At 49.2% G+C, this 18,450-nt stretch carries 8 protein-coding genes; 7 read left to right on the top strand and 1 reads right to left on the bottom strand.

The window, feature by feature from the left end; genetic code table 11:
- From NYR02_RS17285 to NYR02_RS17305, 5 genes are read left to right on the top strand one after another with little or no spacing between them, the layout of a single operon-like run.
- Positions 1 to 1,467, top strand: a complete 1,467-nt coding sequence (locus NYR02_RS17285; protein ID WP_260977599.1) for a DUF6160 family protein — start codon at positions 1 to 3, stop codon at positions 1,465 to 1,467.
- A gap of 13 nt (positions 1,468 to 1,480) precedes the next feature.
- A complete protein-coding gene (locus NYR02_RS17290) occupies positions 1,481 to 9,880 on the top strand; it encodes a lectin-like protein (RefSeq protein WP_260977600.1) in 8,400 nt (2,799 codons plus the stop codon).
- Between the two features lie 16 nt (positions 9,881 to 9,896).
- Entirely contained in the window at positions 9,897 to 11,327 is a 1,431-nt protein-coding gene (locus NYR02_RS17295) for a hypothetical protein (RefSeq protein WP_260977601.1), read from the top strand.
- Positions 11,324 to 11,788 (top strand): DUF6160 family protein, encoded by a 465-nt coding sequence (locus tag NYR02_RS17300; protein ID WP_260977602.1) that lies wholly within the window; start codon positions 11,324 to 11,326, stop codon positions 11,786 to 11,788. Before NYR02_RS17295 ends, NYR02_RS17300 begins: the two co-directional genes overlap by 4 nt.
- A gap of 8 nt (positions 11,789 to 11,796) precedes the next feature.
- Complete coding sequence (locus NYR02_RS17305; protein WP_260977603.1) at positions 11,797 to 12,978, top strand: hypothetical protein; 1,182 nt, start codon at positions 11,797 to 11,799, stop codon at positions 12,976 to 12,978.
- A gap of 70 nt (positions 12,979 to 13,048) precedes the next feature.
- On the opposite strand, the gene NYR02_RS17310 is transcribed toward NYR02_RS17305, so the two are convergent.
- On the bottom strand, positions 13,049 to 13,684 hold the full coding sequence (locus NYR02_RS17310; protein ID WP_260977604.1) for a leucine-rich repeat domain-containing protein: 636 nt from the start codon (positions 13,682 to 13,684) through the stop codon (positions 13,049 to 13,051).
- Between the two features lie 173 nt (positions 13,685 to 13,857).
- Here NYR02_RS17310 and NYR02_RS17315 point away from each other — a divergent pair, with 173 nt between their 5' ends.
- Together NYR02_RS17315 and NYR02_RS17320 are read left to right on the top strand one after the other, a co-directional pair.
- On the top strand, positions 13,858 to 14,835 hold the full coding sequence (locus NYR02_RS17315) for a LysR family transcriptional regulator (RefSeq protein ID WP_260977605.1): 978 nt from the start codon (positions 13,858 to 13,860) through the stop codon (positions 14,833 to 14,835).
- A gap of 552 nt (positions 14,836 to 15,387) precedes the next feature.
- On the top strand, positions 15,388 to 18,366 hold the full coding sequence (locus NYR02_RS17320; protein ID WP_260977606.1) for a TonB-dependent receptor: 2,979 nt from the start codon (positions 15,388 to 15,390) through the stop codon (positions 18,364 to 18,366).
- The last annotated feature ends 84 nt before the right edge of the window (positions 18,367 to 18,450 follow it).

An 18,450-nucleotide genomic window follows, 5' to 3' on the forward strand; every position in this document is an offset into this window, starting at 1 on the left:
ATGATTTTACGCAACCTGGTTACGTTTTCTTTTGCTGTTGCCGGTAGTACGCCGCTTATGGCGATGCAGCCATTGGGTGATGAATCAATGGCGGCTGTATCCGGACAGTCGGGTATCACCATTGAAATGACGACGCAAAACCCGGATGGCGATTTTCTGACGACGGGTGCGATCCGCTTTACCGAAAACGATAAAGACGGTAAAGGCCAGGATTACCTGGAAATTGGTAGTCTGAAGTTACGCACCATCGAAACCGATGGCGCAGGAAATATGATTGGTGTTGATACCATTCGCACAGATATTGATGTCGACAGCGGTGGTAATGTCAGTATTCGCAGCAGCGATATCAATACGCTGGAGTTAGAGCTGGGTGAGATATCACTCAGTGGACGCACATTATTTGGCGCAATGCGCTTTTCGGTTTGGAAGTTTGTCGGTAACAGTTACCTGGAAACCGTACTTCTTAATGATGTCTCAGGTTCTAAAGTTGCTTTTCGTACCGTGATGGAAGCGGGCAGCGGTTTGACCTATCAGTTTGATGAAGACGGTTTAACTTTTTCTTCTGATGTCGTGTTTTTGCCGGCAACCGGGCAGTCTGAATTCCGCAGCGAGTTGTTCCTGACGGGCGATAACGACAAATTAAAACTGGAGCTTGGTGAAACCAGCGGCAGCTTTGAAATTAAAAATATCTCACTGCTGGATCCTGCCGGAAATAATATCTTTGGCACCAATAATTTTGGTGATGTTGGGTATGCCGATATTTCAATTAATGAAGGTTATATAACGATTGCCGCAAACAGCACACCAGGTGTTGATGGTATTGAAGGCGTTATTAATACCGATCTGAATGTCGGAAGTGCCTTTTACCGCACGGGAAATCAGCGGTTGAATTTGCGTAATGTACAGCTGCGTACCAATGGTGAAATTCATTACCAGACCGATTTTACCGACAACGGATATTCTACTGGTCTTGATACCACAATATCGGGTGTCAGTGATCTGGATTTAATTATCGGTGCATTAACCCTGAGTTCCGGAGACGGCAGTAATGAGTCTCTGAGTATGGGTTCTTATGCAATCGAAAATCTTAACCTGAATGGCGGCAGCATAGAGCAACAGATCTACACCTTGCCGGGTGCTGGTGCTCAAGGCATGCAGATGGATCTTACCATTGCAGGAACAACCAGCTTTGACCTCACCATTAAAGACGACTCTGCGGTAAATAATGGTGATCCTGATCCTATGCTGACAGCAGAAGTTGTTCTGAATAATGTCTCAGTGTCGCAAACCATTGATCAGACCAGCAAAGGCCTGCATATCGGGATTCTTAGCCAGAGTATGGATGCCAATATCAATGCCATTCGTGTTGGTGATGGTTTGATTCAGCAAGGGCAGAGTGGCCGTTTGGTTATGAATAATCTTTCGCTGCAACCGGGCAGTTACTTCCGGATAGAACCGCTCCAGTAAGGGCTTGTAGTATATGAATAACAATTATAAAAAAATATTTCTCACACTGACACTTGCCCTGACTGCTGTTGCTGCTCAGGGGGCTAGTGTTTCGTCGAAGGCATCTGTCTGGTATGACCTGGCACGTAATACGGGAACACCTGTCGATTATAATGGTGGCAGTATTAGCCGTGCACAGGCAACTGAAATTAATCTCGACACCGTTGTTTTCTGGAAGGATAACGAGCCGAATGATTCCAGCAGCGAAGATTGTGCGACACAGGTTGCGGATGGCACCTGGAACGACCTTGGTTGCGAACAGAGCCGCCGGGTTGCATGTTTTAACGGCACAAACTGGACAATCAGTTCCGCCAGTGTCGCCATGGGAGCCGATAATAATACAGCCGAAAATATCAGCAGCGCTCAGAACGCCTGTCCTGCTAATACCTCTTTTTCCGCACCGGTTACGCTTGCGCAACGTAATGCTCTGTCTTCTGCCATCAGTGCCGCTAGTGTAACTAACGGCGTCTGGATCAATGCTCAGGACATGAAAATTGAAAATGTCTGGGCAATCAATAAAAACTCTTCAGCCATTGCCCCTTTTTGGGGGGCTGGAGAGCCTTCGGGCACGGCCGGCGATTGTGCTGTTATTGATGGCGCAGGAAACTGGAGTGCTTCCGATTGTTCGGCTTCATATGCGGTTGCCTGTGCTGATACTGCGCTGAGCACTTGGCAAGTTGTCAATTCATCCATTGCATTTACATCCATTGAAAAACTAACTCAGGCTTGCCAGCAAAGCTTCGGTGTTTTGTATCAGTTTGCGGCACCTCGTACTTCTTCTGATAACACGGCTTTGAGTAACGCACTGTCTTCTGCCGGAGTTTCTGCTGCCTGGATTAATGCGCGCGACAACAGCATTGAAGGCTATTGGATGCTGAATCACGGATTGTTTGATTGGGCTGCTGGTGAGCCGGATGTAAATCGTGGTTTATGTGCTGTTGCACGTCAGAGTGATGGACGCTGGTTGTCAGCAGACTGTGACAGCCGTGCCAAGCTTTTGTGCAGTGACGGGACTAATTGGATTATCCGTAACGCGGATCATCAGTTCAGCAACCAGGCTCTGGATGCCTGTAGCCGTCCAAATTCCGCGACAGGAACAAATACATTCGCCAATTATCGGCTGAAAACCCCGGTAACTGAGCCGGAACGTATGCGGGTGTATCAGCTTATCCGGGCGCAAAGCAACGATACTAAAGTCTGGCTGAATCTTAAACGGGTGCAGGACACAGGTTTGTGGTTGTGGAATCAGGGGTATGAGCAACCAGATGTTGGCGGATCGAATTTAGCGGGAGGCGTCTGGTATGACACTCTCAACAATGATAATGAAGATTTATCAGGCCCCTGGAAACGCTATAGCGATGGCGTAAATCTTAATATTGCTCAGGCCCGTGCGGCAAATAAACTTATTTATTCAAATTTTGATTGGAAAGAGCCCAACGACACTGGTGGTTGTGTGCAGATGTATACCAGTGGAGGGAATGCTGGATTATGGGATGACTACTCCTGTTCTTACTCCCAAAAAGTTGCCTGTTTTGATGGTTTTGATTGGGCAATATCATCAGCCGCGGTGGGGATTGGTGCTGACAGCGAGGCCAATGAAAATCTCAGTAATGCCCAGAATGCTTGTGCTGCAATTTCCAAGCACGGCGTATCCGGTAATTTCCGTTTTGCGGCTCCTATTACTTTTAGACAAAGCATGAACCTTCTGAGTGTTGCCCAGGATAGTGGTGTTACGGGTGATGTTTGGATCAATATCAATGACAAGCGCTATAACAGAACCTTTGTTTACAACCTCGGTGCGGATGTTATTGCGCCATTCTGGAATGCTGGTGAACCGAATGACGCCGGTGGTAATGAAGACTGTGCCGTGCAGCAACGTACCACAGGATTATGGAATGACCTGCCGTGCGCCAGTTCTGTGCCCCTGGCCTGCTACAACCCTTATATAGGTGCCAACGGAACCTGGAGTGTTACTGCAACCAGTCATTCATTTACAACACCAACAGCACTGTCACTTGTTTGCGAACAGACATTTGGTGGCCAGTTTAAATTTTATGCACCGGTCACACTGAGTCAGCGTAATGATTTGGTTGCGGCTATGACAGCGGCTACTGTCGATAACGTTTACATCAATGTTAATGACCAGGAGTCAGAAGGTACCTGGCGGCTGAATGTTGATATTAATAACTGGGCAACAGGGCAGCCATCTGCCAACAGTGCTGAACGTTGTGTGGCGGCGGATGTTACCGACTCTCAATGGCGGACGCGTAACTGTGCTGATGCATTGCCGGTGGCTTGTACAACCGGCGGTCGTTGGTATTTTACAGAAAATTCCATCAACCTGGCGGATTTCTCTGCCGGACAGCAAGCCTGTAATACCTTAGGCAGCGGCTATTTGTTTAATGCCCCCCGTACCCTCGATGATGCGCAACAAATGCAATATTTTGCTTTGTTGGCCGGAGTCGGTGGTAATTTCTGGATTAACGGCAACCGGCTGGAAGATATGGCCGTGTGGGAGTGGAATCAGCGCAGTCTGAAAACTCCGCTGTGGTCATCCGTTGAACCCAATGGTGGTACCCGAGAAAACTGCGCATTGCTGAATAACGATGCTGAGGCCAGCTGGGCTGACGAACGTTGTGACTCAGGGGCAGATCGTGCCTACTTGTGCCGCAACGGCAGCAACTGGCAAATCTCCGTTTTACAGGGCGCGCTGGAAGATTTCTCGCAGGCCGTTGCTGCCTGTGCTGCTCTGGGAAGCGGCTGGGTGTTTGCGGCTCCGGCAACCTATAACGAAAACCTGGCGGCGAAGAATGCCATGGGGGCCGTTGCACAGGTCTGGGTAAATGCGACTGATGCCATGAAAGAAGGTGTCTGGACGCTGAATGCCGCCTCGATCAGTCAGTATCCTAACTGGGCTCTTGGGCAGCCGGATAATGGCGGATTGGCTGCTGCGGATGAAACAGCATTATTGTACGGCGAAGATTGCGTGTATCAGGATGACAGTGGCCGCTGGTCGGATACCGCCTGTACCAGTGCTGCTGAATATTCATGGGCCTGTAATGATGGTTATGTCTGGAAAGTAACCCGCTCACAAGGTACGGCGGCTAACCCGGCGGATGGCCATAAAGCCTGTTTTACTGAATACGGTTCTACCTTTGTCTTTGCGGCACCACTGAACAAAAACGATTCCATTCAGATTGATTTTGCCCGTTTGCTGGCCTCTGATGAACGCGGCAGTAATATTGCCCGTGTCTGGCTGAATATGAACGATGGCGGTTATGAAGATAATCGTTCTGGTGCTGCCGATGGCCGTCACTTCCGTAAAAATCAGCCGTTTACTAACTGGATTTCAGCCTATCCGGGGCAGGAGCCGCTGAGCAGCTGTGCGTACAAATCCACGACCGCTGCAGGTCAGAACAATCCGTGGCGTACTGCCAGCTGCACGAGTTTTGCTGCTCATTATGCCTGTACCGATGGTGCGGCCTGGAATGTAGCGACTTCAAAAGGCGCATTGGTCAATGGTTCGCTGCAGGTCGTTCCTCAGGTTGGCGAGGATTACTGGTCTTATGATCTGGGCAACAGCCGTTGCAAGGAGCAATTTGGCGAGCAGTATTATTTTTCTGCGCCGGTGACTGCTGCGGAAGAATTCGCACTGGATGCCGCTATTCGCAATACCAATGCGCAGGTTAAAAATACCTGGATTAATTATTACTACGTTAATGCTATTACCTCAGCCAATAACCGCTGGTTTGCCGACCGTCTTAAGCTGGGCATCTGGCAAAAGCCAGTATTCCGCAATTTAAATAATGCTGATTGCTCTGTACTGCATCCGGATGGGTCCTGGACGGATGTATCCTGTAACGCTTCCTACGCTTACGCCTGTTTTGATGGCAGCTGGAGTATTACCGGTCTTAGCGGACGCTGGGATGAAGGTTTTGCTGCCTGCGATAATCAGAGTGCCAGCTTGTTTGCGGTGCCGCGTTCGCCGGATGAAATGGCAGAGTTACTGGGCCAGATGAGTGGTCAGCCGGTTTGGATCAACCTGACCGACACGGCGCTGGAATCACAGTGGATTGCTAACCGTTTACGCTTCTCCTGGTGGCGCACTGGCGAGCCGTCTAATTCTGGTAATCGTGACTGTGGTCGCATCGCTGAAAGTGGTGAATGGTATGCCGGAAAATGCTCCGTTGAGCAGGCTTCTTTTGCCTGCCGTACGGTAACTGGCAGCGCCATCAGCTGGAATATCACCACAGGTGTTGGCATCTGGTCGGAAGGTTTTTCTGCCTGTGCCCGTGAATACCCAGGCAGCGAATTCTTTGTGCCTCAGGGCTATGGCACTCACTCAGCCAGCATGGATCAGAACACGCTGGCAGCCATTATTGCGGCGGCTGGACGGGACGCCTGGATTAACCTGAGTGATCAGGATGTCGAAGGTCACTGGCGTGCGTATCAGGCCTACAGCGACTGGGGCGTTGCCAGTCTTCTTGACCAGAATAATGACTGCGCCTATCTGGATCGCGTGGTCGCGGGTTCCGGCACCTGGTATACAGATAGTTGCAAATACACCAGTGGTACGCCGGTTTCCCGTGGTTACGCCTGTACCAACGGTTATGAATGGCGTCTGGTGAATACCACCGCTGATACCAGTGTGCGCTGGTCAGAAGGTTTTACTGCCTGTCAGACGCTTGGTAGTGACTGGCGTTATGCGGCTCCGACTGACGCGGTACAAAATGCCAAGCTGCGTCTGGTGATGGAGCTCTCCGGTATCAGTCAGATATGGATCAATGCTCAGGACCGTACCGATGAAGGCAACTGGCAGATTAATGGTCCGGAAACCAACTTTGCACCGGTAGCTGATACCAGCCTGACGGAGTTGGTAGTGGCAGAAAACACCAGCAATGTTCAGTTGCATGCATTGCTGGAAGATGATGAAGAAGTGGGAATTGCCAGTGCCAGCTGGAGTCTGGTATCTGATAGCCGTTTCAGTAATGTGGCTGATTCAGATGTGGTTGTCAGCCCAGGCTCTCTGGTGGCGGGTGCGGCAGGTAGTGCAATTCTGACTGCGTCTTACAGCAGTCCGCTGTTGCTGAATCAGGATGCTGTGCTGGTCTTCAAAATTACTGCTACAGATATCCCGCCGGGTACGGCGCTGGCGGCAACGTCTGAAACCTTTATTACCGTACGGGTGAAATCTCCGTTACTGGCAGCCTGGGATTTTAATGACTCAGCTTCTCCGCAGCGGGATGTGACCGGTAATGGTCATAACGCACTGAATGATGGTGCGAATCCGTTACCACCGGTTGTGGGGGGGGCACTGGCCCTGTCGGCGGCGGACGTTATGATCGTTCCGGGTCTGGCGGCTCAGCCAGATGGTGGTCTGGACGTACCGGCTAGCGAATACACCGTGGCTTTTCGCATCAGCATCGAAGAAGCGGCCAGCGGTACCTGGCGTGGGATTCTGCAAAAAGGCGATGGCGGTATGGAGCGTCAGCCAGGCATATTCCTGTATCCGGATGCCGAGAGCCTGCATGCGACCAATAGCACTAATCAGAGCGATAACCGCAGTGTCGATATTGCCGATATTCCGCTCCGCCAGTGGCTGAACGTGGTGTACAGCAAACGCGCGGATGGGCTGGATATTTATCTGGATGACGAGCTGGTAGGCAGCTATCCATTTGCTGGTGGCGAACAATCGCTTATCAATACGGGCAATCTTTATGTCGGTAATATTCCGGGAGCGGCAGAGTCTTTCACCGGTCTGATTGATGATATTCAGGTTTATAACCGTGTCCTGAACGCTGCTGAACGCCTGCAGATTCTGCCGGCTCCACCGCTGGGTGAGGTACAGTTTGTTCAGGTTGGTAGTCTGCAGGATGAAGATGCTGGCAGCGTGACCCTGTTGCTGGAGCGCAGTCGTGGCAGCAAGGCCCCGCTGACGGTGTATGTGGATATTAATGCTGCAGCCAGCACGGCGACCCTGGGTAACCAGACTGATATGACCGATCCGCTGCATCCGGCTGATCTGGCGTTTGGGGCCGCGTATGTGTCGGGCACTGGTGTTCCGGTTACCTGGCCGGCGGATACCCGTGGTCAACAGAGTCTGACCATTACACTCGATAGCGCCGACGACAATCTGCGCGAAGGCACCGAAATTGCCCGCTTGCAGCTGGCCGATATCGGGGGTGCAGCGACCGGACTGAATTCGACCTTTACGTTGCGTCTGAATGACGTAACGCCAAACCCATTCGGTAACTTCTCAGTAACCGGTCCTGACCCGATGGTCGTATTGGAAAATAACCCAGCCACTCAATCCATCTGCATTGTGCGTGAGTCCGGCGCGCAGGGAGAGGTTACGGTTAACTACAGTATTAACGGTACGGCTGTTGCGGGTACGGATTTCAATTATCTGCCTTCCGGTATTGAACCGGTTGCAGCCAGCGGTTCGGTAACTTTTGCCGATGGTGACAGTGTCGATAAGTGTTTTGATATTGCCGTGGTCAATAATCCGGCTATAGGCACTCCGGATATTAATCTTCAGGTGACCATTACCGGCCTGAACCACGATGCGGGACTGGACCCGCTACTGACCGCGCAAAATCAGGCACAACTGGTAATCCGTGATTATGCACCGGGTGAATTTGGCTTCGTGAGTTCGACCCTGACTTGCAAAGAACCCAATACAGCTACCGCGGTCCCGGATGAGCTTAAGCCGACAGCGGCAGAGCTGATCTGTGAAGTGAGTGTTGTCCGGACGAATACTGGTCTTTACGCACCAGCGGCACAGTTGAATGTTGTGCAAATTGCTCACACACCGGACGATGCCCCTCAGAATGATCTGAGCTTTACCCCGGTCCTGAACTGGGATGCTAAAGCTTCTGGTTCTGCGGCTGAAGATGTGCAGACGGTTGTATTTACTCTGCAGAATGACGGCGAACAGGAGTCAGATGAAATTGTGGCTGTGCAGTTACAGGCTACAAATGGAGATGGCCATAATGAAGTAATCAACCAGGCTGATTTGCAGTTGACGATGGTCGATGTAACTGAACCTGCATTGGTAACTGCCAGCGTTGCGGATGCTCCGGCTGGTAATATTCTTGACGTTGATGAAGGAACAGCCGTTACCATCAATTTGGCCAGGACGCTGAATGAAAACACTGAATTCACAACCGCCTATGAGTTATCCGCAACCTCTCTGGGCAGTCAGAATCTTACCGATATACTGTCGCTACAGGTAGACGGAGCCAATGCTCCAGTGAGTGGGGCGCTGGCATTTACCCGTAATGCTGGTAGTAGCCGTACATTTACGATTAATACTATTGACACCGTAGAACCGGGTGATAACCGGGTAGTTAAAGTTCGCCTGGATCAGGTTAATCCGGACCGGATTGCTGGTTTGGGGGATCGGTCCAATGCGAATAAAGATACGCAGAATTTTACCGAGGTTGCGTTCCGCATTAAAAACACACGGGATTCTCTGGATGATATATTACTGAATGCATCGGCGACTAAAGTTGATTCGGCTGGAGCGGCTGCTCTGAATGATTCGGCTTACACCAATGTGGAACATATTACCCGTGAAAGTCAGCCAGTTCACGGTTATATCAGTCTGAATGCAGCCTTTAATAGTTTTGATGGTGTTTATGATATTCAGGATACGGCTTTGCTGTATTCGGTAACTTTCTATCAGACTGGTACAGTTAATTCGGTTATTAATGGCCAGAATATGGCATCGCTATTACGCAAAAGTAGCGATCCTGAACAAGCCTTTAATGCAACAGGCTCAATTCCACTGGATAAAGACACTGGCGCTGTATTTAATCCACGCTTGTTGATTCCATTTGTGACCGATGGAAATTCTGCTGACGTCGAAATGAAAGTGCGTTTTGTGGGTAATGTTACCGGCGATGTGAAGGAGCAGACCTATCGTTTCCGGCCGGCAGTTGTATGGCGTCGGATTGATTATAACGATGGAAATGAGTGTGTTTATGGCCGTGGAAGCGGTGGTCAACTTGGCTGGAACTACGGTACTGTTGGCTTCTTTGACAAAATTAATTGTGATGATGCCGAAGCTGGTGCTAGCGGACCTGATGCTTATTTGTTCAGTTATAACGCATTTACCAGTCAGTTGGTTAGCTATGAACATCCTGGCTTCTGCTGGCAATCATCGGGTACTGATCGTAGTTCTGATATTTCTCTCCAGGCATGTGATGCCATGGGATCCGTCAGTAACCTTCAGCAATTTGGTATGACGGCCGACCGTATGTTTGTTCGCGGTGTAACTGACTATGTTTTATGTGGAACAACCAGCAGAACTATTATTCTGCGCGAAGACAATGCTGGTAACTGTACTTACCGGCCTTTCCGGTGGCAGTGATGGTCGGAGAAATATTATGAAAAAAGTACTTTTAGCATCATTTTTATCTGCACTATCTCCAGTGCTGTTTTCCATGCAGCCTATGGATGAAACGCAGCTTGGTGAAGTAACGGGTGAAGGCATTGGCGCTACCTTTGATGATGTGGTGATTCACTCAGGTAACTATGGGCAGCCTGACGACTTTAAATTGCGTTTGCGCTTATCTGATGATCCGGATTCGGAAATGCTGATCATGAGTGAGCTGCGTTTCTATCGCTCCGGAGCAGAGCCCGGAACCGCAAACAGTGGTGGTTTTTTCGGTACTTATGATGACCCCTTTGTGGTCGGTGAGCTGCGTGAAATTACTGAGAAACACGCAGGCTCTATTGATCCTGATGGCGATGGCGATTATGAGTCTGGAAGCCGGACCCATGTTGCTTTTTATACTGGTTTTCCGGCTGCAGATCTGACTCAGAAAGAGCGTGGGTTTTTCCAGTGGACAGGTAACCGGATGGGTGTTGGTAATACCACGCCGCGCTATGCGAATCAGAGCACCTCTTACTACCGTGGTTTGCCGAATGATTTTTTCAGCGGTAATGCATCGGTAAATGTTGGTAATTTATTCAGCCTGACCAGTGAATATCAGGCGTATTTACAAGCGCAGGAAGATCAGCTGGACAACGCAACGGATAAATTTGATCTGCATTTCCGTCTTGATGCTATTACCGATCAGAATCGGGATAAATCGACGGATGAACAATTTCTGGGCTATGTCGATGTAGAAGGCGCTCGTTTGTATGGCACCAGCACCATGATCTGGGCGCACAGCAACCAGGGTGAGCGCTTGTCTGCGGCCGATCTGGCCCGTTATCAGAATGGCGGTGCGCCAGTATATGCTGACCGTGGTCTGGCGATGGCGATGACCACGGGGTTACGCGCCGATACTATCCGTATTACCGCGGATCCGTCCGGAGCCGCAGCCAGCGTGCTGGAATTGCAGGGGGTTGATATGTATTTGCCAATGGGCAGTGTTGATCAGCCAATGACGATCAGTACCGTACAGTTTTCACAGATATCACGTGGTACCTGGAAAAGTCCGGTGATGGTTGCTCCGTCTACACAGTTACGTCTGGAGATTGCAGCGCTTCCTCAGGATGTAGGACAAGCTCCGCAGGGGAATATTTTTATTCAGTCATTGGCCTTTGGTGATCCCGATGATCCGGAAGTCATTACTGGTATTGATGACATTTATCTGCGCGACGAAACCGGGAATATCGTGACAACGGTGAACGATGTAAAGCACCGTGCTTTTGTACCGAAAACAGTTATCTATAACGAACAGATAGCAATTTATAATCAGGATAATCCATCAACACAATTACCTTTTATTCCCAATCAAAATGTTGTGGAAGTTCGTGGATTGGAAATACAACGTCTGGTTATTACCACACAGGATCTTAATCGATGAAATATGCAATTTTATTGACTGCGTTCATGTCGTCGTTGGTTTCTGCGGAAATGAGTGAGTTGGCCGAAGATGAGCTTCAGGAAACAACCGCACAGGCCGGTATAACGTTGAGTGCGCGCTTTGAATTTGGCGATGATACCCGCATCAGCTACAACAATGCTGATGCCGATTATAAAGATCCCCAGGAATACTGGCTGGTAATTGATAATCTGACAGGGGCTATTGAGATGAAAGGTATGAAAATTGACCTGATCAATGATTTCGGCCCTTCCGGTAGCGTTGGTGCTGTTCAGGTCACATTGCCGGACGAGATTGTTTACGATGAACTGTCCACTGATGGTATTTATGTCGGTCCTGATCGTGAAGTTGGTGCCAGTCATCGCTTTATTATGGGTATGGATATTGACGGATCACTGCAGTTTCCGGCAGCAACCCGTATGAACATTTTTGCAATAAAATAGGCCAGCTTATGAAAATAATAAAAAAACTGCCGGCGTTAATCGTGATGATTTGTCCCTCTGTATGGTCTGGCATGCAACCAATGGATGAATCAGAAATGTCCTCGACTTATGGTCAGGCCATTTTTGAGGTGACCGATCAGGTAGTCTCACAACCAGGAGGTGCTGACCTTAGTATGTTGCGTTTGACTATAGGTGCACGCATCGAAATCAACGCCAACGTGGCAGAGATCTCATTAGGTCGCTATTGGCGTCCGGAAGGGACCAACTGTACTGGTGGCGCTGGTGGCGATAAGGTTTGTTATAACAACGTACTACCGGTGACTTATAACGATAATATCAACTGGGCATGCACAGCTAAGCCTTGCGGTTCTGTGGGGTTGGCAGACGACAACTATTTATCGTCTTCTCTGACTCATAATACCGGTGGTGAGAAGAGCTTCTTCGATTTTCCTGGCGGCTTTCAGCCCGATGGCGGTGTCGATGTTAAGCTACGTGACGTGACGATGGGGCAGGTGCGTAACAAAGGCAATGGACAGTATGAGTTGTTACCTTTTATTCAGGAAAACCCTTATTTTGAGTTTGCCTTTGATGAGACGTCCGGGGTAAGAAAACTGGTTGGTTTCCGTCTGGGAGCTGAAGAGTCTTTTGGTTATCAGGGGAATATTATTGATGTTATCAGTGGTTATATCCGCCCAAGCATTACAGCTACTGCTAAATTAGGGAGCATTACTGTAGGAGATCTGTATTTGGAGGCACAGCTCGGGGGCGTCAGAACCATTGGTTGGCTGGATAAACGAACAACGAATTTTTTAGGAACCAGTGGTGGGTTTGGTGGCGCTATTCTGGATCTCATTGTTCCTGATACAGACGCGTTAATTGGTCAGTCCCCTCATGCCCAGCTATTTCCGGTGCAATCTAACTATTTGGAACACTCTAACGCATTCTTTTTCAGCGTAGGAACTCGATCTATACAGTGGAGCTCCGTGCAGGGCTTTTCTCCTGATGTTACATCGCCCGGGTTTTGGCTTAATATGGGCGGTGACGGTGGTTTGATTGCTAAGACTCAGGAGGGGGATCATCCGAATAACTATTTCCCCGGGCATCCGAACAATCCTATATATGGCGGCAACACCAACTATGGCAATGTCAATAATCTGCCCAGTTGGTCTCAGACTTATAACAATAATTGAGCTGCTTCGGCAGCTTGTTCCTCATATAAAAAAACCTGCGTTAGCAGGTTTTTTTATTTACAACGATATGTCAGATACTAAAGGTTTCTAATGTGCCGGGTATCGATCCAGGTACCGAGGAAGGATTATTATCGGCTGTCAGGTGCTTAAGAGCCGGTAGTGTATTAATAAAATCCAGGCTACTTAGTTGGTTGTCATTAATGTACAGCTTGCTCAGCTTGGTGAGTTGTAACGTATCGATAGAATTCAGTTGATTATAACTCGCTTGCAGGCTAGTCAGTTGCGACAGATTACTCAGAGAATTGATAGTGTTTAACTGATTATGGCTGATGTCGAGCCAAGCCAGTTTATTCAGTTTTTGCAGTTCTTCTATGGATTGCAGCTGATTATTGGTCAGGTTAAGTACTCGCAGTTCGGTGAACTGCTCAAGTCCTGCCAATGAGCTGATCGTCAGGTGTGGACACTCCAGCATTTGCAGCTGTTCCTGATATTCAATGCCTGTATCTGCAATGCAGCTGTGCAGGGCACTGTCAGCCAGACGATTGAAATCTACCGGAGTCAGGGCGACAGTCGACGGCTGCTTATTTGTGTCAGGTGTGTTTGAATCGGTGCCGTTGTTGCTGCTGTTACCACCACCGCCATTACATGCGGCGAGTAAGGTGCTGAGAGTTGCAGCCAGTGCTGATCGGGTCCAGGACGTATTCATGGTAAGCCTGTTTTATTATTTTTTTAATGGATACCATCGTACCACAGTGACCAGAGACACTCTAGATTCGTTCGAAAAACAGTCGGTTTTGTAACTCATTGATCTGTAAGTAAAATTACCCGGCTTAGTGGTTTGAGAGCCAGGGTTTGATGTAAAGGGAGCGTAATATCCACATGCTGGATCTGAATCAACTGACTGTCTTTATCCGGGTGGTGGATGAAGGCAGCTTTACCGCGGCTGGCAAGGCGCTGGGAATGCCCAAATCGCGCGTCAGTCGTATGGTCGCCGACCTGGAAGCCAGTCTCGGTGCGCGCTTGCTGCAGCGCACGACGCGCCAGCTGAGTATGACCGAGGTTGGCAGCGCCTATTACAGCCGTTGTCGCCATCTGGTGCATGAGATCATCGAAGCCCACGAGATGATTTCGGACCGCGAGGGGAACCCGCAAGGTTTATTACGTATTGCTGTGCCAATGATGGCCGGCAGTGGCGTTATGGGGCACTATTTTGCCCGCTATCAGGCTCAGTATCCGGATGTGCGGCTGGAAGTGATTCATACCGACCGTCCGGTCAACCTGATTCAGGAAGGCTTTGATCTGGGGGTATATTTGGGTGATCTGCCCGATTCTTCGCTGATCGCCCGCACACTGGCGGAGTCTGATTCTGTACTCTGTGCCGCGCCTTCGTATCTGGCGCGCGTCGGCAGACCATTGCATCCGCACGATTTGGTGCAGATGCGCTGCGTCAAAATAGGGGAAGGCAGCCAGCCGCAAACTTACGAACTTACCCACAACGAAACTGGCGAGGTTGTGGAAGTAAAAGTTGAGCCGACAATCTCAACAAATTCGGTGGTTGCGGCTCTGGGTAGCATGGTGCAGGGAGCAGGCATCGGTGATGTGCATTACCTGCTGGCGGGTGAACAGTTTCTTAATGGCCAGTTGGTGCCGTTATTCACCGACTGGCGTTTACGCCCGCAGCCGATATCGCTGGCCTACCCATCACGTCAGTATCTGCCGCGCAAAGTGCGGGTATTTATCGATTTTATGGTGGAAGAAGCGCAGCGGTTGGAGCGGGTGTTGGATTCTCTGCCCACAACAGAAGAACAGATTACCGCCTTTGCCAAACTGCTGCGTAACGAAGAGCGTAAACCGTAAGGCGGGCCGATATTCAGCTTCCCATTTTTTTTGCCCCTTCCAGCTTAAGCAACGCCCTCAAACAGGCGTTGCGCCTGCATCAGACACAACAGCATCTCACCCGGCAACGGCTGATGGATCTTGGTTTAGTTTTCTGGCGACCATTCTCTGCACGGCGGAACTTGAACCTATTCCACTCATTGCCGGGCTCACCACGAAAACTCGATGCTACAGGGTATCCCCATGGTCTCAGTGCGTGTGCGCTCGAAATTCTGTATACCCTTGCCGGTAATCACACAATAGATGCTTCGCTGGTCCGCTTATTCAGCCGTTTACTATTAATGCAAATTCTCCCCAGCCTTAAATCCATCTGACTCCTGCCTCAGCCGGCTTTCGGCGCTTTGTAATCGAAATGTCATATAACCGCAACATACTGCACCGCACTTAAGGTGCGGCTGCTGATTTTGACCGAGTCAGAACAACCTCATGGAAGAGGGCGGGCTTTTTAATGGCCATTCTGTCTCTTGCTCACAGCGCTGCCTGTTAATTCCTGTATTCCTCGTAGGGGGCGCAATGAAACCAACTCGTGTGTTGCTTGCCGCAGCATCGTCTTTATTCGTTTCTCAGCTGATGGCTGGTGAAGCCGTTTTATATATCACCGAAGATGGCAGCGCTGTGCGTGACCTGGCGGTCAGCATTGACGGACAGAAAAAATTGGTCGGAGCTTCTGGATTTGTCGTATTCGATATTGAAAAAGGCAATCATAAAGTTGAGTTGTCCAAATACGGTGAATGGTTAGGCGAGTTCGATTTTGCCACTGCAGGCAGCAGCCAGAATGCCGAAGTTCAGGTTGAGCTGGTTGGCGGTGAGCCAATGCCGGAAGTTAATGTGTACACACCAGGCCAGGAAGAAGCGGCTGCTGTTGGCCAGCTTTCTGGTTATCTGCAGTCCGATGAAACCGGTGGTCCGGTCAGCGGTGCCCGTATTTCGGTTGCCGGTACCGAGATGGCGATGATGACCGATGCCGATGGTTTTTTCAGTTTTGAATTACCCCGTGGCGAATATGCGCTGAATATTGCACACCCTAATTATGGAAAGCGCGATATTGCCTCTGTGCGCGTGATGTCCAACGTCAATACCGGCGTCAACATGACTATGAGCATGTCCGGTAATGGCGTAATTGAAGAAGTTGTCGCCGTTGGTTCTTACATACCGTCTACCGCAACCGCGCAGGAACGTGATTCTTCAGCAGTTCTGGATGCTATTGGTTCTGAGCAGATGGCTCGTTTTGGTGATTCATCTGCAGCTTCTGCGTTGAAGCGGGTTGCAGGTGTATCGTTGGTGGGTGGCCAGTTCGCCGTTGTGCGTGGTCTTCAGGGACGTTATATCTCCTCCACGCTGAACGGCAGTCTGATGCCAAGTACCGACCCTATGCGTCGCGATGTGCCGCTGGATTTGTTCCCTGCCAGCGTGCTGGGGGGTATTAATATTCAGAAAAGTTACACACCAGATCTGCCTGGTGATACTACTGGTGGGGCTATCATGATGACCACCAAAGGTCTTCCGGATGGCCCGGTTAATAAAATAAAAATCAATGGTGGCCTTAACACCCGTACAACCTTCAGTGACGTTAATGGCTATGAAGGCAGTGACACCGATTTTACCGGTATGGATGATGGTAGTCGTGATCTGCCATCGCTGGTGGACAGTGCAACCAATGGCGGTAATGACGCTATTAATTACTGTAATTTTGCTGGCTGTACTCTGCCGTCAGAAGCTGCGGCTCTGGGTAAATCATTCGATAATAATTACCGTGTAGATCAGATTCAGGCAAAACCCGAGCGCGGGTTTTCTTACGCCTTTGGTGATTTAATCAGCAAAGATGCCGGCGATGTTGGTTTTTACGGTGCTGTTCAGTACAACGATAAAACAGAAGCCCGTCATGATGCGAAAACCGACGATCAGAATATTTCTGGTACCTATGAGCGTAGTAAACGCAAAATTGATGCTACAGGCTATTTTGTTGCCGGCTTTGAAAATGAAAACCATAAACTGAACAGTAAATCGATTTTACTGCGTAAAACCGATGATACTGTTCGTACCTCCTCTGTATATGATGCAGATGATAATCAGCAAACCAAAGAATATACCCTGCAGTGGGTGGAGCGTCAGTTTCTGTCACAGCAGTTTTCAGGTGAGCACTTCTTTGTCGATGGCACCAACCAGTTAAACTGGCGCCTGGGCTACTCTCAGACAAGTCGTGATGAGCCGGATCGCCGTACGTATCAGTACATTAACGGTAATCTGATTCCTTCGACGATTGAGCGTCGCTATGCAGAATTAACCGAAGATGCGTTTGAATTTGGTCTGGATTACACCTTCGATCAGATGATTACCGATACCATCGGTATGAAGCTGAAAGCCGGTATGCTGATGTCAACTAAAGACCGTACCGTCGACCTGGTGCGTATCGGTTTTGAAATACCGTCAACCTCGACCCTTGATGTCACTCAGAACATTGAACATATCCTCACGGATGATAATTTCGATAGTGGAAATGCACGCATTCAGGTGCGTACTTCGCCAACGGACAGCTATGAAGCGAGCGATGATATGTTCGCTTATTATGGCTCTGCTGAGCTGGATTTGACGGATGTGAAAATTCTGGCGGGTGCCCGTCTGGAAGATTCTGAGCAGACTCTCAGCTATCCAAACAGCAGTGTTGCGGATGATAGCCTGAGTGCGAATGAGGTTCTTCCGGTTGTTTCTGTCAGCTGGCAGGCAAATGAAGAAACACAGGTTCGCTTTGGTGTCAGTCAGACGTTATCCCGCCCAGGCCTGACAGAGCGTTCGCGTTCTGTACAGTACGATCCGGAAACCGATGAGCAAATTTTCGGTAACCCGAATCTTCAGATCTCAAAAATTACCAATATTGACCTTCGTGGTGAATATTACTTCAGTGAAGAAGAAAGTGTTTCTGTAGCGTTATTCAGTAAGGATATTGCTGATCCGATTGAGCGCAGTATTCCGGATGGTTCAGGGTCTGCTTCCGATGGTTCAACCTTCCGTAACGAAGATTCAGCGACAGTACAGGGTATTGAATTTGATTTCCGGAAAAACACTCTGGATGGTGATGCCTGGTCAGGTTTTGTCTCCGGTAATCTGACCTTTCTGGATGCGACGGTTAATCTGAGTGAGGACACTGCCCGATTTGAAGGTAAAAGCAGTCGTAAGCTTCAGGGACAGTCGGAATATCTGGCCAATATTCAATTAGGCTTTGATCATTTGCCATCTGGTCAGAATATTACCTTTCTGGTGAATTATTTTGACGATCGTATCTATAAAACTTCTCGTGCACTGGAACCTGAAGTTGAAGAAGGGCGTTATAGCGTTGATATTGTCTATCAATACGATGCGACAGAAAATCTTATGGTAAAAGCCAAGGCTAATAATATTACCGACGAAAAAGTGGTTTTCAGTCGTGATGGTAAGGAAATTGAAAGCTATTTCGATGGTGCAAATATCAGCGCCAGCGTTGAATACAGTTTTTAATTGAATCGTAAAAATTACTTATTAATTGTCATTTAAGTGTCATAAAGCCGGCTCAGAATACGAGTCGGCTTTTGATAAACTCTC

This window comes from Thalassolituus pacificus, from assembly GCF_025318105.1.
Lineage (GTDB): Bacteria > Pseudomonadota > Gammaproteobacteria > Pseudomonadales > Oceanobacteraceae > Venatoribacter > Venatoribacter pacificus.

Excerpts from the sequence above, each read along its gene's own strand:
- NYR02_RS17310 (WP_260977604.1), bottom strand. The coding sequence starts at position 13,684 with ATGAATACGTCCTGGACCCGATCAGCACTGGCTGCAACTCTCAGCACC.
- NYR02_RS17290 (WP_260977600.1), top strand. The coding sequence starts at position 1,481 with ATGAATAACAATTATAAAAAAATATTTCTCACACTGACACTTGCCCTG.
- NYR02_RS17300 (WP_260977602.1), top strand. The coding sequence starts at position 11,324 with ATGAAATATGCAATTTTATTGACTGCGTTCATGTCGTCGTTGGTTTCT.
- NYR02_RS17295 (WP_260977601.1), top strand. The coding sequence starts at position 9,897 with ATGAAAAAAGTACTTTTAGCATCATTTTTATCTGCACTATCTCCAGTG.
- NYR02_RS17320 (WP_260977606.1), top strand. The coding sequence starts at position 15,388 with ATGAAACCAACTCGTGTGTTGCTTGCCGCAGCATCGTCTTTATTCGTT.
- NYR02_RS17285 (WP_260977599.1), top strand. The coding sequence starts at position 1 with ATGATTTTACGCAACCTGGTTACGTTTTCTTTTGCTGTTGCCGGTAGT.
- NYR02_RS17315 (WP_260977605.1), top strand. The coding sequence starts at position 13,858 with ATGCTGGATCTGAATCAACTGACTGTCTTTATCCGGGTGGTGGATGAA.
- NYR02_RS17305 (WP_260977603.1), top strand. The coding sequence starts at position 11,797 with ATGAAAATAATAAAAAAACTGCCGGCGTTAATCGTGATGATTTGTCCC.